The sequence below is a fragment of the Aeromonas sp. s9 genome, from assembly GCF_040907765.1.
GTDB lineage: Bacteria > Pseudomonadota > Gammaproteobacteria > Enterobacterales > Aeromonadaceae > Aeromonas > Aeromonas caviae.
Map to the genome: position 1 here is coordinate 17,361 of NZ_JBFOCK010000045.1, position 21,795 is coordinate 39,155.

General features: G+C 64.4%; 19 protein-coding genes and 1 pseudogene. 8 read left to right on the plus strand and 12 right to left on the minus strand.

Annotated elements, in window-relative coordinates; translation table 11 throughout:
• Positions 1-48 precede the first annotated feature (48 nt).
• Together ilvA and ompA are read left to right on the plus strand one after the other, a co-directional pair.
• Positions 49-1,581, plus strand: a complete 1,533-nt coding sequence (ilvA, locus tag AB5Y54_RS08965; RefSeq protein ID WP_010676083.1) for a threonine ammonia-lyase, biosynthetic — start codon at positions 49-51, stop codon at positions 1,579-1,581.
• A 248-nt stretch (positions 1,582-1,829) separates the two neighbouring features.
• On the plus strand, positions 1,830-2,960 hold the full coding sequence (gene ompA / locus AB5Y54_RS08970) for a porin OmpA (protein ID WP_104452107.1): 1,131 nt from the start codon (positions 1,830-1,832) through the stop codon (positions 2,958-2,960).
• Between the two features lie 52 nt (positions 2,961-3,012).
• Here the strand turns inward: ompA and AB5Y54_RS08975 are convergent, their stop codons facing one another.
• Positions 3,013-3,408: an HPP family protein gene (locus tag AB5Y54_RS08975; protein WP_171864758.1), complete on the minus strand. Its 396-nt coding sequence runs from the start codon at positions 3,406-3,408 to the stop codon at positions 3,013-3,015.
• Positions 3,409-3,558: 150 nt separating this feature from the next.
• On the opposite strand from AB5Y54_RS08975, the gene AB5Y54_RS08980 reads away from it, so the two are divergent.
• Entirely contained in the window at positions 3,559-4,098 is a 540-nt protein-coding gene (locus AB5Y54_RS08980; protein ID WP_290435930.1) for a TetR/AcrR family transcriptional regulator, read from the plus strand.
• Here AB5Y54_RS08980 and priA read toward each other — a convergent pair.
• The gene (gene priA / locus AB5Y54_RS08985) at positions 4,095-6,302 is read right to left on the minus strand and encodes a primosomal protein N' (protein WP_368153463.1); all 2,208 of its coding nucleotides are present in this window, start codon (positions 6,300-6,302) and stop codon (positions 4,095-4,097) included. The genes AB5Y54_RS08980 and priA overlap by 4 nt on opposite strands.
• 147 nt (positions 6,303-6,449) lie before the next feature.
• Here priA and rpmE point away from each other — a divergent pair, with 147 nt between their 5' ends.
• The 3 genes from rpmE (at position 6,450) to AB5Y54_RS09000 (ending at position 9,651) form a co-directional block, all read left to right on the plus strand.
• Positions 6,450-6,665: a 50S ribosomal protein L31 gene (rpmE, locus tag AB5Y54_RS08990; RefSeq protein WP_010676078.1), complete on the plus strand. Its 216-nt coding sequence runs from the start codon at positions 6,450-6,452 to the stop codon at positions 6,663-6,665.
• Between the two features lie 116 nt (positions 6,666-6,781).
• A complete protein-coding gene (locus AB5Y54_RS08995) occupies positions 6,782-8,215 on the plus strand; it encodes a DUF2867 domain-containing protein (protein ID WP_368153465.1) in 1,434 nt (477 codons plus the stop codon).
• A 179-nt stretch (positions 8,216-8,394) separates the two neighbouring features.
• Positions 8,395-9,651 (plus strand): malic enzyme-like NAD(P)-binding protein, encoded by a 1,257-nt coding sequence (locus tag AB5Y54_RS09000; RefSeq protein ID WP_368153466.1) that lies wholly within the window; start codon positions 8,395-8,397, stop codon positions 9,649-9,651.
• Between the two features lie 72 nt (positions 9,652-9,723).
• On the opposite strand, the gene AB5Y54_RS09005 is transcribed toward AB5Y54_RS09000, so the two are convergent.
• The 5 genes and pseudogenes from AB5Y54_RS09005 to trmA all read right to left on the minus strand — a co-directional run bounded on the left by AB5Y54_RS09005 (position 9,724) and on the right by trmA (position 13,614).
• The gene (locus tag AB5Y54_RS09005; protein ID WP_010676075.1) at positions 9,724-9,906 is read right to left on the minus strand and encodes a hypothetical protein; all 183 of its coding nucleotides are present in this window, start codon (positions 9,904-9,906) and stop codon (positions 9,724-9,726) included.
• 54 nt (positions 9,907-9,960) lie between these two features.
• Positions 9,961-11,286, minus strand: coding sequence for a two-component system sensor histidine kinase RstB (gene rstB, locus AB5Y54_RS09010; protein ID WP_277856486.1), 1,326 nt, complete (start codon positions 11,284-11,286; stop codon positions 9,961-9,963).
• 113 nt (positions 11,287-11,399) lie between these two features.
• Positions 11,400-11,489: pseudogene (locus AB5Y54_RS09015) on the minus strand (two-component system response regulator RstA); the annotation flags it as partial.
• Positions 11,490-11,514: 25 nt separating this feature from the next.
• Entirely contained in the window at positions 11,515-12,222 is a 708-nt protein-coding gene (gene rstA, locus AB5Y54_RS09020; protein WP_010676073.1) for a two-component system response regulator RstA, read from the minus strand.
• Positions 12,223-12,480: 258 nt separating this feature from the next.
• Entirely contained in the window at positions 12,481-13,614 is a 1,134-nt protein-coding gene (gene trmA, locus AB5Y54_RS09025) for a tRNA (uridine(54)-C5)-methyltransferase TrmA (protein ID WP_368153467.1), read from the minus strand.
• A gap of 169 nt (positions 13,615-13,783) precedes the next feature.
• Between trmA and AB5Y54_RS09030 the strand changes: the two genes are divergently transcribed.
• Together AB5Y54_RS09030 and AB5Y54_RS09035 are read left to right on the plus strand one after the other, a co-directional pair.
• Entirely contained in the window at positions 13,784-14,905 is a 1,122-nt protein-coding gene (locus AB5Y54_RS09030) for a DUF5610 domain-containing protein (protein WP_323909279.1), read from the plus strand.
• A 94-nt stretch (positions 14,906-14,999) separates the two neighbouring features.
• Complete coding sequence (locus tag AB5Y54_RS09035; protein WP_042016441.1) at positions 15,000-15,533, plus strand: ATP--cob(I)alamin adenosyltransferase; 534 nt, start codon at positions 15,000-15,002, stop codon at positions 15,531-15,533.
• Positions 15,534-15,687: 154 nt separating this feature from the next.
• Here AB5Y54_RS09035 and malZ read toward each other — a convergent pair whose 3' ends face one another.
• The 5 genes from malZ to AB5Y54_RS09060 form a co-directional block, all read right to left on the minus strand.
• On the minus strand, positions 15,688-17,517 hold the full coding sequence (gene malZ, locus AB5Y54_RS09040; RefSeq protein WP_128272681.1) for a maltodextrin glucosidase: 1,830 nt from the start codon (positions 17,515-17,517) through the stop codon (positions 15,688-15,690).
• A 245-nt stretch (positions 17,518-17,762) separates the two neighbouring features.
• A complete protein-coding gene (locus AB5Y54_RS09045; protein WP_039039670.1) occupies positions 17,763-18,611 on the minus strand; it encodes an HDOD domain-containing protein in 849 nt (282 codons plus the stop codon).
• A 69-nt stretch (positions 18,612-18,680) separates the two neighbouring features.
• A complete protein-coding gene (locus AB5Y54_RS09050; RefSeq protein ID WP_010676067.1) occupies positions 18,681-19,100 on the minus strand; it encodes an META domain-containing protein in 420 nt (139 codons plus the stop codon).
• Between the two features lie 178 nt (positions 19,101-19,278).
• Positions 19,279-20,640, minus strand: coding sequence for a molecular chaperone (gene yegD, locus AB5Y54_RS09055; RefSeq protein WP_042878606.1), 1,362 nt, complete (start codon positions 20,638-20,640; stop codon positions 19,279-19,281).
• A 104-nt stretch (positions 20,641-20,744) separates the two neighbouring features.
• Positions 20,745-21,734, minus strand: a complete 990-nt coding sequence (locus AB5Y54_RS09060; RefSeq protein WP_042878605.1) for a 2-hydroxyacid dehydrogenase — start codon at positions 21,732-21,734, stop codon at positions 20,745-20,747.
• Positions 21,735-21,795 lie beyond the last annotated feature (61 nt).

Consider the following 21,795-nt stretch of genomic DNA (forward strand, 5'->3'; position numbering starts at 1 on the left):
GATATGGGCGCATTGCGCGCCCTTCGCCACGAGACGGGGGTATAAACCATGGTCTCTGCGGCGGATTATCTACGCAAGGTACTGCTCTCCCCCGTCTACGAGGCGGCGAGGGTCACCCCTTTGCAAACCCTGAAGAAACTCTCCGAGCGGCTCGGCAATCACGTCAGCCTGAAGCGGGAGGATTTGCAACCGGTTCACTCCTTCAAGCTGCGCGGCGCCTACCACAAGATCGCCACCCTGACCCAGGAGCAGAAAGAACGCGGCGTCATCGCCGCCTCTGCCGGCAACCACGCCCAGGGGGTCGCCCTGTCGGCCGCCAAGCTCGGCATCAAGGCGATCATCGTGATGCCCAAGACCACGCCGGACATCAAGATCGACGCGGTGCGCCGTCAGGGCGGCAACGTCATGCTGTTTGGCAACAGCTTCGATGAGGCCTACGGCGAGAGCCGCCGACTCGCCGAGTTGGAGGGCTACACCCTGATCCCGCCGTTCGACGACGTCGAGGTGATCGCGGGCCAGGGCACCATCGGCAAGGAGCTGCTGGAGCAGGATACCCACCTCACCCACGTCTTCGTGCCGGTGGGCGGCGGCGGCCTGGCCGCCGGGGTGGCGGTCTACATCAAGCAGCTGCTGCCGGATGTGAAGGTGATCGGGGTGGAGGCGGAGGGGTCCGCCTGCCTCAAGGCGGCGCTGGCGGCTGGCGAGCCGGTCAATCTGGACCGGGTCTCCCTGTTTGCGGACGGGGTGGCGGTCAAGCGCATCGGCGAGGAGACCTTCCGGCTGTGCAACCAGTATCTGGACGAGGTGGTGACCGTCTCCAACGACCAGATCTGCGCCGCCCTGAAAGACATCTTCGATGACTGCCGCGCCATCGCCGAGCCGTCAGGGGCCTTGTCCCTGGCGGGCCTCAAGGCCTACAGCGAGCGAGAGCAGGTGAAAGGGGGGCGGATGGCGGCCATTCTGTCCGGCGCCAACGTCAACTTCCACAGCCTGCGTTACGTGTCGGAGCGCTGCGAGATCGGCGAGAAGCGCGAGGGCATGCTGGCGGTGACCATCCCCGAGCGCAAGGGGGCCTTCCTCGACTTCTGTCGTCAGCTGGGGCCGCGCATGGTGACCGAGTTCAACTACCGCTATGCGGATGCCGAGCAGGCGTCGCTGTTCGTTTCGGTGCGCCTCACCGGCGGTGACGAGGAGCTGGGCCAGATCATCGATCAGCTCGGCGGCAACGGCTATCCGGTGGTCAACATGACCGAGAGCGAGCTGGCCAAGAACCACGTGCGCTACATGATTGGCGGCCGCCCGGCCCGGCCCCTCGGTGAACGCCTCTACAGCTTCAAGTTTCCGGAGCAGCCGGGTGCCCTGATGCGCTTCCTCGAGACCCTGGGCTGTCGCTGGAACATCAGCCTGTTCCACTACCGCAACCACGGCGCCGACTACGGACGGGTGCTCTGCGCCTTCGAGCTGCCGGACGAGGACGTGGCCGCCTTCCACGACTACCTGCACGAGATTGGCTACGGCTGGAAAGAGGTGAGCGAGGATCCCGCCTACCGCCTGTTCCTGGCGAGCCAGGGCAGTCAGTGAGCAGGGAGCCATCCCCTTGCCAGATGAAAAACGAAGAGCCCGGCTCTTCGTTTTTTTATGGGCAACGCGCCGGCCCCCATGATTGGGGGCACGGTGGCCGATAATGTCGCCAATATCACACTCCTGAGTCCCTGGTCGTTTGAGGCTGGTTGCAGATGGGATAATCTGAATGCGGGGCTTGGGTTCAGGGCCCCGTCAGGGAAGAGAGACGCAGCCGCGTCATAACAATTCATTGCAGGGGCTCATCCATGAACAGATCTATGCTCGCCGTCCTGATCGGCGCTTTGATGGCAACAGGGACGGTGCAGGCTGCCGCCCAGGACAACACCTGGTATGTCGGCGGCAAGGCCGGCTGGTCAAATTATTACGGGGTGGATTACAACGCTCAGGTCGAAGAGCTGTTTGATGCGACCAAGGTGAACGAGAACAGCGATGATCTCGGTCTGGGGCTGTTTGCCGGTTATCAGGTGAACAGAAACGTGGCGATTGAGCTCGGCTATGACTGGCTCGGCAAGTATCAGGTGGACAAGCACTACTCGGGCAACGGGGTTGATTTCGCACTCGATGGCGAGGCCAAGGCCCAGATGGTGCAGGCCACCATGAAGATCATCCTGCCTGCAACCTCGGCACTGGATATCTACGGCCGTCTCGGGGGGGCCTATGCCTGGACCGAGAGCTCACTCAACGTCAGGGCCAGCGATGGCACCAGCAGCCTCTCCGAATCCCATGAGGGCAACAAATATCATGGTGCCGCCTTTGTCGGGGCGCTGGGGGTCGAATACGCCATCGACAAGGATTGGGCCGCCCGCCTCGAATACCAGTACACCACCCCCCTTGGCAAGACTTCCCTCGACGAGTCAGGCATCGAGATGGACAACGGCCTGCTGTCGGTCGGCATGCTCTATCGCTTCGGCCAGATCGGCGAAGAGCCGGTGGCACCAACGCCTGCGCCCGAACCTGCGCCCGCCCCGGCCCCCGTGCTGGTGGAGAAACAGTTCAGCCTGGATTCCGATGTGCTGTTCGAGTTCAACAAGGCGACCTTGAAGCCAGCCGCCAGCCAGGCCCTCGACAACCTGTTTGCCCAGATCCTGGCGGCCAATCCGAAAGACGGGGTGGCGACGGTGATCGGTCATACCGACCGCATCGGCTCGGAGGCCTACAACCAGTCCCTCTCCGAACAGCGTGCCCGCACGGTGGCGGATTATCTCATCGCCAAGGGATTGTTTGCCGACAAGGTGCGTGCCGAAGGGCGGGGAGAGTCTTCGCCCGTGACCGGGGGCAGCTGCCCTGATGGCGCCAAGGCGCAGATGATCGCCTGTCTGGCCCCGGATCGCCGGGTCGAGGTACGCCTGACCGGGGTCTCCCAGGTCGCCGAATAAGCCATCTTTGCCTTGCTATTAAACAACGAGGGGGCCTTGGTCCCCTCGTTGTTTATGTGGGTGTGAGCCGTGACGTTTGCAGCCGCTTGGCGCAATGACTCACCATGATCAGCAGCAAGGCGCCGGGCAGCACTGTTTGCCAGAGGAAAGGCCAGGACTGGGTGGTGAGCAGGATCAACAGTGGATTGGCTCCGGCAGGGGGGTGGATCAGCCCCAGTCCCTGCATGAGTGCAATGGACAGGCCCACACCCAGCGCCAGCTTGAGCTCCATCGGTAGCGGGAGCAATTGCACCACCAACCCCACGGTGGCCGATAGCAGATGGCCTCCCAGCACGTTCTGCGGACGGGCCAGCGGACTGTCCGGCAGGGAAAAGAGCAGCACACAGCTTGCCCCGAACGGTGCCATCAACAGGGTCGACTGCCAGCTCATGTCCAGCCAGCCGAGCAACATTATGGCCAGGCAGGCACCGAGCCCTGCCAGCCAGGCACTTCGCCATCGTCTTGTTTCCATCTCCTGTCTCCTTGTCTGTGCCGGATCACTTGATCCAGCCTGCGACATTAGGTAGACAGATCGGTGTACTTCAAGAGGAAAGTCACCATGAGCGAAAAACGGCAACAGCTGATGACGACAGCCTATCGGCTGTTCAATCGTCACGGCTTTCACGCCACCGGCATCGATCGCATCTGGGCCGAGGCGGGCAGTACCAAACGCACCCTCTATCGCCACTTCCCCACCAAGGATGCCTTGATCGAAGCCGTCTTGATGGCGCGGGATGCGGAGTTTTTTGCCCTGCTGGACGCCAGGATGGCGGGGGTATCGGGCCGGGAGGCCAGATTGCAGGCTCTGTTCGAGGGTTTTGCCGACTGGTTTGGCCGCAGCGATTTCTACGGCTGCAACTTCATCAACGCGAGCGCCGAGTTCTCCGATCCTCGCCACCCGGTGCGCAAGCTGGTGGTGGCCCACAAGCGGGCGTTGCTGAACTGGGTCAGGGAGGCCCTCGAATGCACCGAGGTGCAGGCCACCGGATTATGCCTGCTGCTGGAAGGGGCCGTAGTGATGGCCCACAGCTATCAGCAGCCTCTGGCTCTGGAACAGGCCAGGGTGTTGGCGGAGGCCGTGCTGGCAGAGCCGCGCTAGCTCAGTTCCGTGGGGTCGATATCCAGACTCCAGCGCACCCGCTTGGTCTCGGGCCACCCCTCCAGCTCCTTCACCGCCCAGTCGAGCAACTGGGCCAGCGGTGCCCGGCTGGGCCCCTGCACCAGTAGCTGCATGCGAAACTTGCCCGCCTTGCGCTCCATGAAGCCGCTGATGGGCCCCAGCACCTGCACCTGGGGATAGCGGGCGCTGCGCAGGGTATCGGCGAGGCGACTGAGGAACAGCTGTACCTCGTCGCGGCCGTTGGCCTCGGCCCGGAACAGTCCCTGATGGCTGAACGGTGGCAGCCCCAGCAGGCGGCGCTCTTTCAGCGCCGTGTCGGCGAAGTGGCCATAGCCGTTCTGGGTCAGATCCTGCAGCAGGGCGTGTTCGGGATGGTGGCTCTGCAGCACCACCAGCCCCGGTTTGCTGGCGCGACCAGCCCGGCCCGCCACCTGGGTGTAGAGCTGGGCCAGCTTCTCGGCGGCGCGAAAATCGGCGCTGAACAGGGCGCCATCCACATCCAGCAGCCCTACCAGGGTCACATCCGGGAAGTGGTGGCCCTTGGCCAGCATCTGGGTGCCGATCAGGATCTTGTACTTGCCCGCCTTGATGTCGCCGAGGTGCGTCTCCAGCTCCCCCTTGCGGCGGGTGTTGTCCCGGTCGATGCGCACCACCGGATATTGCGGGAACACGGTGCCGAGCAGTTGCTCCAGCTGTTCGGTGCCGACCCCGGAGCCGATGAGCTCGCTGCTGCCACACTCGGGACAGTGGTGGGGCAGCGGGCGCACGCTGTCGCAGTGATGGCAGTGCAGCCGCCGCCCGGCCTGGTGCCAGGTGTACCAGGCGTCGCAGCGCTCGCAGGCGGCACTCCAGCCGCACTGGTGGCAGATGAGTGCCGGCGCATAGCCGCGGCGGTTGAGAAACAGCATCACCTGGTTGCCCGCCGCCAGATGCTCGGCCATCAGCTGCTCCAGCTGGGGGGAGAGCCCCGCCTGCAGCCGCACGTTCTTGATGTCCAGGATCACCTGGCGAGCGGTCTGGGCGTTGCCGGCGCGGCGAGTGAGAGTGAGGTGGTGATACTTGCCGCTGCGGGCGTTGTGCAGCGTCTCCAGCGACGGGGTGGCAGATCCAAGCAGGATGGGAATGCCGGCGCGATGGGCCCGCATCACCGCCAGATCCCGCGCGTGGTAGCGAAAGCCGTCCTGTTGCTTGAAGGAGCCGTCGTGCTCCTCGTCGATGATGATGATGCCGAGGTCCTTGAACGGCGTGAACACCGCAGATCGGGTGCCGATCAGAATGGCGGCACCGCCGTCGCGGCAGGCCAGCCAGGCATCGAGCCGCTCCCTGTCGTTCATGGCGGAGTTCATCGCCACCACGGGCACGTTGAAGCGGCGGCGGAAGCGGTTGATGGTCTGGGGGGTGAGGCCGATTTCCGGCACCATCACCAGCGCCTGCTTGCCCGCCTTGAGCAGGGGCTCGAGGATGCTGAGGTAAACCTCGGTCTTGCCGGAGCCCGTGATGCCGTCCAGCAGGAAGGCACCGAACTTGTTGCTCTGGCTGGTGACGGCGGCCACCGCCAGCGCCTGCTCGCCGTTGAGGCGCAGCCCCTCACCCGGCTCGAAGCGGGTGGCCCAGTCGCCATCATGGCTCGGCTCCAGCGAGCGCTTCTCCAGCAGTCCCTTCTTCTCCAGCGCGGTGAGGGCTGCGCTCTGGATCTCCTCCTGTTTGAGGGCGGAGGGGGTCTGCGGCCCCTTGCGCAGCAGGGCGAGGGCCTGCTGCTGCTTGGCCGCCCGCTTGAGCTCGTTGAGGTCGATGGCCATGCCGGCCTCGGTAGCAAACCAGAACTCCAGCTCCCGATAGGCGGCGGGCTCCCCCTTGCGCACCAGCACAGGCAGGGCGTGGGGCAGTACCTCCCCCAGCGGGTGCTGGTAGTAACCGGCGCTCCAGGCCATCAGCGCCAGAATGTCGGGCCCCAGCACGGGGGCGCTGTCGAGCACCCTCTTCAAGGGCTTTAATTTGTTGCGGGGGACCTGGCTCTCGGTCGGGTGATCCACCACCAGACCGACCAGGGTCTGCGGGCCGAACGGGATCTCGACCCGGCAACCGGGGGCAGGCAAGGGCAGGGGAGAGAGATAGTCGAAATGACGGCGTAACGGCACCGGCACAGCCACACGAACCAGATCCAGCGTTTGGGAAGAATTCACCAGGGGTTGCCTATTTTTTCTGCGAAGCCACTTGCCTGATCTCAGGCGTTTCCTATATTATTCGCAGCCTTTGAAACTGTGTTCAACAATCGTGTGGTGTCCGACAAGAGATCGGATGGCGACACGGCCTGATAATTGAGGTTGTCCATGAAAGCTGGTATCCATCCTGACTACGTAGCCATCACCGCCAAGTGCTCTTGCGGTAACGTCATCAACACCTTCTCTACCATCGGTAAAGATCTGAACCTGGACGTGTGCTCCGAGTGCCACCCGTTCTACACCGGCAAGCAGAAAGAAGTTTCTAGCGGCGGCCGCGTAGACAAGTTCAACAAGCGTTTCGGTGGCTTGACCTCCAAGAAGTAATCTTGCTTCTGAAGAATTCTGAAAAAGGCGCCCATCGGGTGCCTTTTTTATTGGCCGCCATTCTGTAATTCACCGCTTTGCCCTATGGTGTTGGCTCAACCAAGGGAGAAGAGCCGATGCGCACATGTCTGGTGATGGGAGCTGCCGGGTACATAGGATCCTACCTGGTGCCTCATCTGCAGGGTCTGGGGTACAGGGTCATCGCCGGGGCCCGTCGTCCCTGCCGTCTGCCGGAGGGGGTGGCGTTTCGCCTCGCCGACAGCCTCAAGCCTGCCACCCTGCCCCCTGCGCTGGCGGGGGTCGACACCGTCTTATATCTGGTACACGCCATGGGGGCGGGGGCCGGTTTTCACCGGCTGGAGCAGCAGGGAGTGAAGAACTTCGCCGCCGCCGCCCGTGCCGCCGGGGTGCGCCGCATCGTCTATCTCGGGGCCATCCAGCCCGAGCCCTGCAACAGTCGCCACCTCAACTCCCGGCGCTACTGTGGCGAGCTGTTTCGCAGCGCAGGGGTGCCCACGGTAGAGCTGCGTGCCGGCATCATCATAGGCCCCGGCTCGGCGGCGTTCGAGGTGATGCGGGATCTGGTGTACAACCTGCCCATGATGGTGACGCCCAAGTGGGTGCGTTCCCGCACGCCCCCCATCGCCCTCTCCAACCTCTTGCACTATCTGGGCGGGCTGGTGGAAGCCGACGGGGTGGATGGCCAGATTTTCAATGCGGCGGGCCCCGAGCTGCTCAGCTACCAGCAGCAGCTCCAGAAGTTCGCCACCCATATCGGCAAACGCTGCCCCATCATTCCGATCCCCTTTTTGAGCCCCCGGCTCTCCGCCTGGTGGCTGCAGTTCGCCACCTCGGTTCCCCAACCCATCGCCAAGGCGCTGGTGGGGGGGCTCAAGCACGACATCCCGGCGGATGACGGCCCCTTGCGCGCCCTGCTGCCCCAGCATCTGCTCAGCTTCGATGAGGCGCTGGCGGAGAGCCTGGCGCTGGAGCAGAGGCTCGGTGCCGAGCAGCACGGGGAGGAGACGCCCCTTGGTCTGCGCTGGCGCCATCCTGAATATGGCTTCTACGACCGCACCGCCAGCGGGGAGGCGGATTGCCTCGCCGCCCCCGAGGTGGTGTGGCAGGTGCTGCAACAACTGGGGGGTGAGCAGCGCTACTTCTACATGAACGAGCTGTGGGTGGTGCGCGAATGGATGGATCATCTGATCGGCGGCCCGGCCCGGACCCGGGGACGTACCAACCCGGATCGCTTCGTGAAGGGGGACATGCTGGACTCCTGGCAGATCCTCGGGGTGGATGAAGGACGCAGGCTGGATCTGCTGTTCAACATGAAGGCCCCCGGCGTCGGTCGGCTGGAGTTCAACATCCAGCCCTTGGAGTCCGGCCTGACCCGGCTGCGGGTGACGGCCCACTGGCATCCGCAGGGGGCCTGGGGGCTGACCTACTGGCTTGCCATGCTGCCGTTTCACCTCTTCATCTTCCAGGGGATGACGGAGGCCATCGCCCGGCAGGCAGAGGCAAAAGCCGGCATTCCAGTCATGGATTGAAATCGAATCTATAACTAATTGGGTAATTTGGGGTGGCATGACATGCTACTGACTAGCGTGTCATTGCTATCCAGCGATATTTTATGCTGTGAAAGGGCGGGGGATTTCTTTATGATCCTCAGCCCTCGCCCGCTGGCGAGCCAACGCATCACTCATTCATTTCCGTATCGGGGTCCCCCATGTCCGATCAGCAGCACGATCTCCGCCAACAGGCACTCGACTACCACGCCCAACCCGTTCCGGGCAAAATCGCCATCGCCCTCACCAAGCCCGCCGAGACCGCTCGCGATCTGGCGCTGGCCTACAGCCCGGGCGTTGCCGAACCGGTACGCGAGATCGCCGCCAATCCGGCCGATGCCTACCGCTACACCGGCAAGGGCAACCTGGTGGCCGTCATCTCCAACGGCACCGCCATTCTGGGGCTGGGCAATCTGGGCCCGCTGGCCTCCAAGCCGGTGATGGAGGGCAAGGCCCTGCTGTTCAAGCGCTTTGCCGGCATCGACGCCATCGACATCGAGGTGAAGCACGAGACCAGCACCCAGTTCATCGATACGGTGGCCGCCATCGCCGACACCTTCGGCGGCATCAACCTGGAAGACATCAAGGCCCCCGAGTGCTTCGAGATTGAAGAGGCGCTGATCGCCCGCTGCGACATCCCGGTGTTCCACGATGACCAGCACGGTACCGCCATCGTCACCGCAGCCGGGCTGCTCAACGCGCTGGAAGTACAGGGCAAGGAGATTGGCACCAGCCGCATCGTCTGCATGGGCGCCGGTGCCGCCGCCACCGCCTGCATGGATCTGCTGATCAAGTGCGGGGCTGCGCCGCACAACATCTTCATGCTGGACCGCCAGGGTGTGATCCACAGCGGCCGCACCGATCTGAACCAGTACAAGCAGCGTTTCGCCAACGACACCCCCCTGAGCACCCTGATGGAGGTGATCGAGGGGGCTGACGTCTTCGTCGGCGTCTCCGGCCCGGACGTACTGCCCGCCGAGGCGGTGGCCCTGATGGCCCCCAACCCGGTGATCTTCGCCTGCTCCAACCCGGACCCCGAGATCAAGCCTGCCCTGGCTCACGGAGTGCGCGGGGATCTCATCATGGGTACCGGCCGCTCGGACTACCCGAACCAGATCAACAACGTGCTCTGCTTCCCCTTCATCTTCCGCGGCGCCCTCGACGCCCGTGCCAGCCGCATCAACGATGCCATGAAGATTGCGGCAGTGGAGGCGATCCGGGCTCTGGCCAAGGAGCCGGTACCCGCCGAGGTGCTGACCGCCGCTGGCGTGAGTGAACTCGCCTTCGGCAAGGACTACGTCATTCCCAAGCCCATGGACGCCCGCCTGCTGCCGCGGGTTGCCCGTGCCGTGGCACTGGCGGCTGTTGCCTCCGGGGTGGCCCGCATCGAACTGCCAGGGGATTACATGCTGGGTTGAGTCACGGCAAGCGCGCAAAAACAGAAGGGGCCCCCTGTCGGGGGCCCCTTTTTCATGGCGGCAGCGGGCAGCTTACTTGGTCTTGGGGGCAACCTTGACGGCCGGCGCCTTGGCGTGGGCAGCCTTGTGATGCTTTTTCACGACCTTGGTCTGGGTGGCGTGGGGAGCGGCGGCCTTGGTCGGGGTGGCGGCCATGGTGAAGCCGGAGGTCAGGGCGAAGACAGCGGCCAGAGTCAGGGGGATCAGCTTGTTCATATTCCAGTTCCTCGTTCGGTTTGATGACATGGAGCGTTTCTCCATGACTTCATCCTAGGGCTGTTCGACCTGCGGTTCAGTGAGCGACTGGTGACGGTTTGTATCCAAATGTACGGGCAGGGTCAGGCAGAAACGGGCACCGCTGCGGCTTGGCAGCAGTTGCACCTCGCCGCCGTGGTGGTGGGCGATGCTGCGCACGATGGCCAGCCCCAGCCCGGCGCCGCCGGTGCGTCTATCCCGGCTCTGATCCAGGCGCACGAAGGGCTCGAAGATTTGCGGGGCCAGCGCGGGATCGATGCCGGGGCCATCGTCGGCCACCTCCAGCAGATAGTCGTCCCCCTGTCGCGCTATGCAGAGGCTTGCCTGGCTGGTGGCATGGCGCAGGGCGTTGCCGATGAGGTTCTCCAGCGCCCGGTCCAGCAATCGGGTGTCGCCGCGCCAGGGCAGAGCCATGGCCGGGCGCACGAAGTCGAGCCGCTTGTCCGGTCGCAGGGCCTGCCAGTCGGCCAGGCGGCTGCCGGCCCAGCTGCCGAGCTCCAGATCGCTGCATTGCAGCGGCAGTTCGGGGCGATCGAGCCTGGCATAGGTGAGCATCTCCTCGATGAGGGCATCGAGGGCGCCGAGGTCCCGCTCCAGTCCCTGCTGCTCTTCGGGTGAGGGAGGCTCGGCCAGCATGGCGAGGCGATAGCGCAGCCGCACCAGGGGGGAGCGCAGCTCGTGGGCGATGGCGTCGGTCAACTGCTTGCGACTGGCCAGCATGGCCTGCAACTGCTCCGCCATCTGGTCGAAGGTGCGGCCGACCCGGCCCAGGCTGCTGCCGGGCGGCAAACCGGTGCGACAGGAGAGATCCCCGTCGCCGACCCGGCGGGCGGTCTGTTCGAGCTGTTGCAGGCCGCGCCAGTGGGGGCGCAGCCAGAGCAGGATGGGCAGGCCGAGGGAAAGGCCGATGAGCAGCAGCAGCCCCACGTCCACCCAGTGCAGCTCATGCAGGTAGGAGAGGTAGGGGACGGGGCCGACGATCAGCACCTTGTCGGTGTTCGGGATGCGCTGCAGGAAGGTGTCATCCTCCTCGACGATGACGATGTTGCCCGCCTCGAGGAAGGCCTGATCCTCGCTGGCCAGGGGCTGGTTGGCGAGGACGCCGATCTGCAGCGGCAGATTGAGCTGGCGGCTCTGCTCGCCGATGCGGGTGGCCCAGTGTTCCGGCGGCAGCCGGGCCAGCTCGCCAGTGAGCAGGCCGAGGGAGCCTTGCATCATCCGCTCCAGATAACGGTCCCCCGCCCGCTCTGCACTGACCTGATAGACCAGCCCGATGAGCAGAATGGCGAGGGTGAAGCAGCCTATCAACAGCAGATAGAACTGGATAAACAGGCGTCGCATCGGGGCTCTCCTCTTGCCTGGATTGCGTCTGGACATTGCCTTGTTGCCCCTCATCCCCAACCCTTCTCCCGCAAGGGGAGAAGGCTGAGTGCATCAAGGTCATTCGGCGGGGCTTATTCCCAGGCCTGGGGCACCAGCAGGTAACCTTTCTGGCGCACCGTCTTGATCCAGATCGAGTTGTTGCTGTCATTCCCTGGCTTCTGGTGTGCAGGCGTGTGAGACACCAGCTCATTCCCAAGCCTGGGGTACGAGTAGATAACCCTTTTGGCGCACCGTCTTGATGCGGGTCGGGTTGTTGCTGTCATCCCCGAGCCGGCGGCGCAGACGGGAGATGGCCACGTCCATGCTGCGATCCTGGCCGTCGTAGTCGCGCCCCCGCAGGCTGCGAAACAGCGCCTCCCGCCCCAGGATCTGGCCGGCGTGGCAGGCCAGCTCCCACAGGAGGTCGAAATCGGCGGTGGAGAGGGGGATGCTCTCCCCATCGAGGCGCACGTCCCGACCCGGGCCGTCTATCTGGAGGCGGCCGAACTGCAGGCGCTGGGGCGGGGCGGCGGGGACCACGGCCTGCTGGCTCTGCCCCTGCTGGCGAAACTGGACTCGCAGCCGGGCCAGCAGCACCGGGGGGGGCGTGGTCTTGAGGATGTAGTCGTTGGCCCCCAGCTCCAGGCTCAGGATCTGGTTCATGTCGCTGTCGAGCGAAGTGAGCATGACGATGGGGCCGGCAAAGCGCGGGCGCAGATCCCGGCACAGGGAGAGGCCATCCTGCCCCGGCAGCATGATGTCGAGCAGCACCAGATCCGGCTGCTCGGCCAGGGCCCTGTCGAGTGCCCGGTCACCCCGGGTCTCCAGCAACACCTCGATGTCGTGGCGACCGAGCCAGCTGCTGATGAGCTGGCCTATCTCGGGATCGTCTTCAACAAACAGAACGCGTGGCATGGTGGCGTGGTTCCCCGGTCATGGCGTGAGTGGGCGTGTCGCCAGCATAACGGCTGCGTCCGCGCTCTGCACCGGGATAACTAATCAATGCGGGGGTTTTTGCCCCTTCTCCCGGGGGGATGGGGGGGCAGGATGAAGCGGTTGGCATCGGGCCGCCCCACTTGTCCCGTGGCGGGTCGGTCCGATGAGGCAGGATCCGTGCCCTTCAGTGGCCATAGCTGCCCCGGCTGCCATGGAGCAGCCGGGGAACCGCCCGGATCAGCCGCCCTTGCGCTTCAGGTACACCCCGGCTTCCATGTGGTGGGTCCAGGGGAACTGGTCGAACAGGGCGAAGCGGGCGATCTCGTGGGTTTCACCGAGCACGGCCATGTTGGCCTGCAGGGTCTCGGGGTTGCAGGAGATGTAGAGGATGTTGTCGTAATCCTGCACCAGCTTGACGGTGGCGTCGTCCAGACCGGCCCGGGGCGGGTCGACGAAGATGGTGTTGCACTGGTAGGCGCCGAGATCGACCCCCTTGAGGCGGTTGAACTCCCGCTCGCCGCGCATCGCCATGGTGAACTCCTCCGCCGACATGCGCAGGATGATCAGGTTGTCGACACCGTTGGCGGCGATGTTGAACTGGGCGGAGTCCACGCTCGGCTTGGCAATCTCGGTGGCCAGCACCTTGCGAAAGTTCTGCGCCAGGGCGATGGAGAAGTTGCCGTTACCGCAGTAGAGCTCCAGCAGGTCCCCCTCGCTCTCTTTGGTCACGTCCAGGGCCCAGCCCAGCATCTGTTCATTGATGGCGGCGTTGGGCTGGGTGAAGCTGTTTTCCACCTGTTTGTAGACCAGCTCGCGCCCCTGCACATTCAACCGTTCGATGACGAAGTCATCCCCGAGACAGATCTTCTGCTTGTGGGCGCGGCCAATCAGTTGCAGCTCGAACCCCTTGGCCCGCAGGTCGGCCTGCAGCGCCTCGGCGGCCTGCTGCCACTCGGCTTCCAGCTTGCGGTGGTAGAGCAGGCTGACGCAGATCTGGCCGGACTGGGTGGAGAGGTAGTCGATCTGGAACAGCTTCTTGCGCAGCACGGGGTGCGGGCGCAGCCCGGCCAGCAGCACAGGCATCAGCCGGTTGATGAGCAGGCTGGCGGTGGGGAAGCTGTCGACCCGGATGATCTCCTTGGTGGCCGGTGCATACATGCAGTGGAAGAGGTCATCCCCCTCATGCCAGATGCGGAACTCGGCGCGCATCCGGTAGTGTTCGGCGGGGGAGGCGTGCAACTCCAGCGCGGGCGGATTGAAGGGGGCGAACAGCTGGGTGAGGCGATCGCGCTTCTCGTCGAGCTGGGCCTGGTAGTCGGCAGGAGTCCGTCTGCCCTGGGCGTCGGCGGAAGAGGGCTGGGATTGAGTCATGGATACCTCGCATGCACCGGGCTGAGCCGGGGAAAGACCGGGGGAAGGCCGCAGCCAACCAAAGGGTGGGGATTTTAAAAGGCCGTTGCGGATTGTCCAAGTTTTTTGTGGTCAAGAAGTGGCCAGTCGGGCCGATAACCGATCCACCACTATAGGCGGGAGAGTAATGATGCAAATTGATGGCATGGGCGCAGCCCAACCCAAGGGAGTGGGCATTGCTCCCAAATCGCCTCAACAGACGGAGTCGAAAACGGCGGACAAGGGGGATGAGGTCTCCCTGAACAAGCCCCCGAAATGGGCCCAGGTGCTGATCCAGCAGGCGCTGCAATTTGCGCTGGAGATCAACGGCCAGGGCTACAAGGCACCCAAGGTGCAGGAACCCCAGGAGATCACCCCGGAGACCCTGTTCGATTTCCAGTCGGTGGCGGACAACGTGTTGCAGTTCGTCACCGGGCGGATAGGCGCGGCCCGTGCCGACGGCAAGTCCGACGACGACCTGACCAAGATGATGGAGCAGGCCCGCAAGGGGGTGGACAAGGGCTTCGGTGACGCCAGGAAGCTGCTCGGTGACTGGGCGGACAACGAGGACATCAAGACCGGCATGGATCAGAGCTACAAGCTGATCCAGAAGGGGCTCGACGAGTTCGAGAAGGAGTTCTTCGGCAAGGTGTCGACCACGGATCTGGGGGATGCCAGGATGGCCAGCCGCCAGCAGGCCCTCCTCGAGATCGAGACCCGGGACGGGGACAAGGTGATGCTGCGCTTCAGCGACAGCTGGCAGTTCAAGTCCCAGAGCGACGGGGGGGGCAGCCAGTTCAGCCTCAAGTCGAGCCAGAGCTTCGACTTCTCCCTGGAGGGGGATCTCGACAGTGCCGAGATGGATGCCATCGGCACCCTGGTCAAGGGGCTGGACGAGCTGGCCGGGCAGTTCTTCAAGGGGGGCGACGGCAAGACCCTGGCGGACGGGCTGAGCGGGCTGCAACTGGATGACAGCCAGCTGGTCTCCTACTCCCTCAAGCTCAAGCAATCGGCCAAGTTGAGTCAGACCTACCAGGGGGCCAGTTCCCTGCAGGAGAGCCTCAAGCCCCTGGCGGACTACCTGCCGAGGCTCAGCCGGTTGCAGCAGCAGGCCGACGCCCTGCTGCCCCCTTCCCAGCAGGAGGCGCTGACACCCACCGTGCTGGCGGCGCGGGGTCAGGACGGGGCGACCCAGGGGGCAGGCTTCATGGGCTTCAACCAGCGGATGCTGGAGGCCATGCGGCTGCTTGGCCAGCAGATGGCGACCGGCTAGTCTGGCGACGCCCCCGTGATGCCGGCGGGGGCGGGGTGTTTGCCAGCCCGTCCCCGGGCTGGCACACTGCCCTTTTCCCCAGCCCGGCGATGCCATGAACCCCAAGAAGCCAAGAGACAAGCGCGAGCTCTGCTACCCCTTCATCTTCGAAACCCAGTTCCAGTGCGACTACGAGATCGCCACCGACGAGCTCTGCTGCCAGGTGGGGGCCGTGCTCTCTCATCTGATGCCGGATGAGGATACCCGGCCCGTGATGGCGGATCTGGCGACCCTGCAGCGGCTCATCTACAACCTCAACGGCTCGGTGCGGGGACGGCTCGGCATCTTCGAAGAGGATCTGGACTGGCTGAAGGGACGGTACGATCACTACAACGAGGCGAGTCGCGGCCGGGTGACCGGCTTCGTGCTGCCCCAGGGGCCCCAGCCCATTCCCACCCTGCACCTGTGCCGCTGTGGCAGCAAGAAGGTGGTGCGTCTGCTGGTACGCCTGGAAGAGAGCGGCGTGCGCTTCGATCCCATCCTCTATCGCTTCGCCAATCTGCTGGCCAACTTCTTCTTCGTGCTCACCGTCTACCTCAAGCAGGCGTGGGATGTGACCGAAGTCCCCTATGTCAGCATCAACTACTGATGAAGAGATGATGTTTGATGTATTCGTCGCATCACACATGGCGATGTAGAGGTATCGGATCGAAAAACAGAGATGAGGCAGCATCCGCCACTTCGGTGGGTGCAGGCATAAAAAAACCGGCGCCCCGAGCGCCGGTTTTCTATTGCCGCGATCCCTAGCTCGACAGCAGTACCCTGGCCGAGTTGGCCGGGATGGTGAGCTGCACCTCCCCCAGCACCACCTCGCACTTGTCGCCGTTGAAGGCGTCGGTGAAGCGGCTGGCGGGGCTGGCGGTCTGCCACAGGGGCAGGCTGATGGTGCGCGGCTCCGTGGGGTGGCGGTTGCAGGCGACCACCACCTGATCGCTTTGCAGGGTACGGGCGAACACATAGCTGTGAGGGCCGGCGTAGAGGGTCTGGATGTCTCCCCGACGCAGGGCCGGGCGCTGGCGGCGCAGCTGGATCAGGCGGCGATAGTGGTCGTGCAGCACGTGATCCCAGTCGGTGGTATCCCAGGGGAAGCAGCGGCGGCAGTCCGGGTCGTTGCCGCCGGAGAGCCCCACCTCGTCGCCGTAGTAGATGGAGGGCACGCCGATGTAGGTGATGAGCAGGGTGGCGGCGAGTCGCATCCGCTGCTTGTCTTCCCCCAGCAGGTGCAGGAAGCGGGCGGTGTCGTGGCTGTCCAGCAGGTTGAACTGGGCCAGCTGGTTCTTGAACGGAATATGGGCCCGCGCCAGCTTGAGCCAGTGATCCAGCTCGGTGGCGCTGATCTTGATGGGATGATAGGCGATGTCCTGCCCCGCCAGGAAGGCGCGGATGGGGTGGGCGAAGCCGTAGTAGTTCATGGCGCCGTCCTCCTGATCCCCCTGCAGCCACTGGCTCGCTTCGAAGAAGTGCTCGCCCAGCACGTAGGCGTCCGGATTCTCCTGCTTCACCGCACCGCGAATGGCGCGCACATGGCCGCGATTGCCCTCGGCAGTGCCCCGCTCCCCCAGCATGTGGATGACGTCAAAGCGCCAGCCATCGATCTGGTAGGGGGCGCGCATCCAGTAGCGCAGAATGGCGTTGTCTGCCCGATAAACGGCGTCCTGCACCTGTTCACTTGAGAAATCCAGCTTGGGAAGGCTGCGGATCCCTTTCCAGCTAACATAATCCCCTTCCTGATCGAAGGTGTAGAAGCTGCGCCAGGGGGAGTCCGGGTTGCTCTGGGCGCCCAGCGGCGGGCAGAACCAGGGGTGCTCGGTGGAGGTGTGGTTGACCACCGCATCCAGGATGATCCTCATGCCGCGCTGGTGCAGGTTGCGGGTCAGCTCGGCAAACTGGGCATTGGTACCGAGGTGCGCATCCACCTTGAAGTAGTCCTGGGTGTCGTACTTGTGGTTGCTCGGCGAATCGAAGATGGGGTTGAGGTAGAGCGCCGTCACCCCCAGGGATTGCAGGTAATGCAGCTTGGCGTCGATGCCCGCCAGATCCCCGCCGTAGAATTCACAGGCGCCGTGCCCCTCTTCGTGGCGGCTGACCGGCTCGCCCCAGGCCTTGCTGATGACCGCCTTGCCCCTGTACTCGTACTCGTGATGCTTGACGCTGAGGGACGGGTCGCCGTTGCAGAAGCGGTCGGGGAAGATCTGGTAGAACACCTGATCCTGCACCCAGGCCGGGGGCTGGTGATGGCTGTTGAAGCGGAAATGCTGCTCCCGCGGCGGCATGGCGGCGCTGACGCCTGCCCCGTGCAGCCACCACTGCTCCTCGTCGGTGAGGCACTTGAAGCAGTAGAGGTGGATCTCCTGCCCCCTGGCCAGCGGCAGTTCGACCTGCCAGACCTGAAGCCTGTCCCGGGTGGCGACCGGCGTCATGGCGACCAGATACTCCTCGTTGTCCGGCTCGTGGCGCAGCCACACCTCGCGGATGGGGGCGTCCAGCTCGCTGAACAGGGTGAGCTGCAGGGTGTCGGCACTCTCTTTGAACCAGGGTGCCGCCTGGGGGTGAAACAGGAAGGGATGGGTCATGGTATCTACTGTGTCAGAGAGGCTCAGGAATGGGGGATGGGCGCAGGCCATCTTATCCCGTCCATGGGCGTGTGTATGTGACGACCGGCCAGAATGAGACGGTGCTTCCGGCTTGGCTGGGCGGTCTGCCGTGACGCTATTGGGTCAGCAAATCGGCCAGGGCGTTGCCCTGTTCGTGCAGCTGTTCGAGCTGATCCGCCAGAATGAGACGGGGATCCGGCTCCTGCTGATCGGCCGTTGTGCATCTACTGGGTCAGCAAATCGGCCAGGGCGTTGCCCTGTTCGTGGAGCTGCTCCAGCTGATCCGCCAGGCTGGCGGGATCCAGCCCCAGCTGGTCAGCCAGGGTTCTGGGGAAACGGGCGATGATGGCCTGGGCCGGTACGCCGGCCTGCCAGGCGAAGGAGACGAAGACGGCGAGCCGGATGAGCACGGCCTCCTTGCTGACCGGATCGTGGGAGAGGGGGTCGAGCTGCTGGGCGATGGCATCCACGAAGGCGGGCGACAGGTTCCAGCGCCGCGCCAGCTCTGCGCCGAGCTGGGCATAGTCGTAACCCAGCATCTCCCGCTGGGCATCGACCCGGCTGCTGCCTTTCTCGATGGCCAGATTGATGAGCCCCGCCTCTTCCGGCAGGGTGCTCTGGATCAGCAGCTCGCCAATGTTGTGAATGAGGGCGCAGGTGAAGGCGGTCTCGGGATCCACCGAGGTGGTCTGCTGTGCCAGGGTGCGGGCAATGGTGGCGACCTGGAAGGTCTGGGTCCAGAAGTGGAGCTTGTCAAAGCCGGGAGGGGCCTTGAAGCTGCTGATGATGCCGGAGGCGACCACCACGGAGCGCAGGCGGTTGAAACCGAGGCGGATCACCGCCTGTTCGATGGAGGTGATTTCATTGCCACGGCGCAGGGCAGCGGAGTTGGCCATCCGCAGTACCTTGACGCTGATCACCTGGTCCATGGCGATCTTGGCCGCGATCTCGTCGATGCGGGCATTCTCGTCGTTGAAACTCTGCATCAGCTCGTGCAGCAGTTTCGGAATTGTGGGCAGTTGCTTGATCTTGCCAAACAGGCGATCCATCGACATGGCTGAGGCAGCCTCCATTGCTAACAATGCCTCATATTGTGCCACAGCCTGGCCAGTTGTTCCTGCTGGCGAGCGGTTTTGTGAGCCCTAGTACACCCAGTCTTGCAGTCTGTATTCCAAACGGTGCCGTTTTCCCTGGAGGATCAGGGTCTGGGTGGAACCGCTCAGTGTGGCCCCCTCCGTCAGGGTGGCGAGCACGGCCTGCTCTATCAGATCGAGTTCGGGGGGACAGGCCATGGCGGTGCTGCCGAGGCTGGTGACCCAGAGCTTGTTCCCCTTGAGGTGACCCTGGCCGAAGTAGCGGTTGCAACCGGCGATGCCGTTGACGGTGAAGTGCTCACCGATCTCGATGTCGGGGGGATTGCTGCGGCGGCTGGCGATGGCCTGGCCATCCAGCCGATCGAGCACCCAGTGATGGTGTTGCAGGTCTTGCGAGGCAAAGCGGGGAGCACTGCTGCAGGCGCTGAGCAGAAGCAGGGCGAGCAACAGTAGCAGGTATCTGGGCATTGAAGGGGCTCCGGTGGTGGGTATGACAAGCATACCCGTCCCCGGGCCCAGGCGGCAGGGCGAGGGGGGAGGAGCCCGACCGCTTCTGTCGCCCCGGGGGAAGAGGGGGTGTCGGCAAATGGCAACACCCGCCCCGAGCGAACCTGTCTACCGGTTGCCCATGGCTCCCCTGGCCGTCTCAGTCCGCAAACAGGCGCTCGGCATAGCGGGCGAGGCCCGAGGCCACCGAACCGAAGTCATCACCCCCCTCCAGCGGTACCTTGGGCAGTTTCTGCTGGATGAAGGCCTTGATGAGGGGGGAGCGGGCACTGCCGCCGGTGACGAAGACCCGGTCAGGCTGCACGCCTGCCGCCAGGATAGCCTCGTCCATCAGCTCGCCAATCTTCTCCAGCAAGGGGGCGGAAGCACTGGCCAGCTGGGGGCGGGTGAGTGCCGCCTCCAGCCCTTTTTCCAGCTCGTTCAGGGTCTGGTGATTGTGCTCGTGGTCGGAGAGGGCGATTTTGCCCTGCTCGGCGCGCCACACCAGTTGATGGCTCAGCTTGTGGGCCCGCAGGCTGGCGAGGCGCGGGAGCTTGCTGCCTGGCTGGCTGTCGAGCTGGAGATCCTGCAACTGGCGGGCGGTATCCAGGCTGTAGAAACGGCTCTGGGCACTGACGTCATTGATGGCGGCGGCGTCCCAGAACAGGGGATGGGGCAGCGGCTTGCCGGTCTTGAGGGTCTCGTGCATGCCGAGCAGCGGCATCATGCCCTCCACGGTCAGGCGGATGTCGAAGTCGTTGCCCCCGATGCGCTGGCCGCTGTGACCGAGCAGATCGCCGCTGCGATCCAGCTGGTCACGGTGGCTCGGGCCCATGCGCAGTACGGAGCAGTCGGTGGTCCCGCCCCCGATGTCCACCACCAGCACCACCGCATCCTCGGTGAGGCGCGCTTCGAACTCGAAGCCGGCGGCCACCGGCTCATAGAGGAACTCCACCCGCTCGAACCCGGCGAGGCGTGCCGCCTCGCTCAGGATGGCGATGGCCTGGCGGTTGCTCTCTTCCCCCGCCAGTCCCTGGAAGTTGACCGGTCGGCCGATCACCGCCTGGCGGATGGTGCTGCCCGTCTGCTGCTCCGCCTCCCGGCGCACGTGCAGCATCATGGCGCAGACGATGTCCTCGAACAGGGCGATCTGGGGAGCCTTGAGGCCATAGGCCCCGAGAAAGGATTTGGGGGACTTGATGTAGTAGCCCTCGTCCGGCTCTTCCAGATAGCGCGCCAGCGCCGCACCGCCGAAGCTCAGCTCGTCGATGAGCCCCTCTTCGCGCATCTGGCGGCGCACCGCTTGTGCCCGGGTCACCACGGGACCGCGCAGCTTGAGGTATTCGCTCTGCTGGACGGGGGCCAGGCCTTCGGCCAGGAGGCCGGCGATGGCGTCCCGGTGGGGGGCGTGCAGGGTGGAGGGAAGGTAATGAGAACCGGAGAGGGTCAGCAGCCTGGGGCTGCCCTGTTCCATCACGGCGACGGCACAGTTGGAGGTACCGTAATCAAATCCGATGAACATGCTGGCCAGACTCCTGTACAAAAAAGGGCTGGTAGCCTACCCGATGCCGCCGGGTCTCACAACCCGGCGGCGGGATCAATGGCGTGGCGACAACGCCTCAGGGATCACTCCACTTCGTTGTCAGAGCGGCCCTGGCTCTCGATGGCCTGGATGTTGCTGAGGGTGGTGTCGGCGATGGCGTGCAGTGCCTCCCGGGTCAGGAAGGCCTGGTGGCCGGTGAACAGCACGTTGTGGCAGGCAGACAGGCGGCGGAAGACGTCGTCGGTGATCACCTCGTTGGACTTGTCCTCGAAGAAGAGGTCTTCCTCCTCCTCGTAGACGTCCAGCCCCAGGGCGCCGATGCGGGAGGTCTTGAGGGCCTCGATGGCGGCGTTGGAGTCGAGCAGGCCGCCCCGGCTGGTGTTGATGATCATCACCCCGTCCTTCATCTTGGCGAAGGCCTCCTTGTTCAGCAGGTGATAGTTCTCCTTGAACAGGGGGCAGTGCAGGCTGATGACATCGGACTGACGGAACAGGGTATCGAGATCCACGTACTCGGCGCCCAGATCGATGGCCGCCTGGTTCGGATAGGGATCGCTCACCAGCAGGCGCATGCCGAACCCCTTGAGGATGCGCAAGGTGGCGATGCCGATCTTGCCGGTGCCTATGATGCCGGCGGTGCGGCCATGCATGTTGAAGCCGACCAGCCCCTCCAGGGAGAAGTTGGCGTCCCGGGTGCGCTGATACGCCTTATGGATGCGGCGGTTGAGGGTCATCATCAGGCCCACCGCATGTTCGGCAACGGCCTCGGGGGAGTAGGCAGGCACCCGCACCACCTTGAGTCCCAGCTCCTTGGCGGCGGCCAGATCCACGTTGTTGTAACCGGCGCAGCGCAGGGCGATGACCCTGGTGCCGTACTGCGCCAGCTCGGTCAGCACTTCGCGGTCGGCATCATCGTTGACGAACAGGCAGACCACGGGGAAGCCGTGGGCGAGACGGGCCGTCTTGGCCTCCAGCCGCACGTCGAAGAACTCCAGATCGAAACCGTACTGGGCGTTGGCCTGGTGGAAATGTTCCTTGTCGTAGCTCTTGGTACTGAAAACGGCGACTCTCATGGTGCGCTCTCCGTAGATAATGATGTGGTTAAATTACAACAAATAGTGACCGTCATCACGG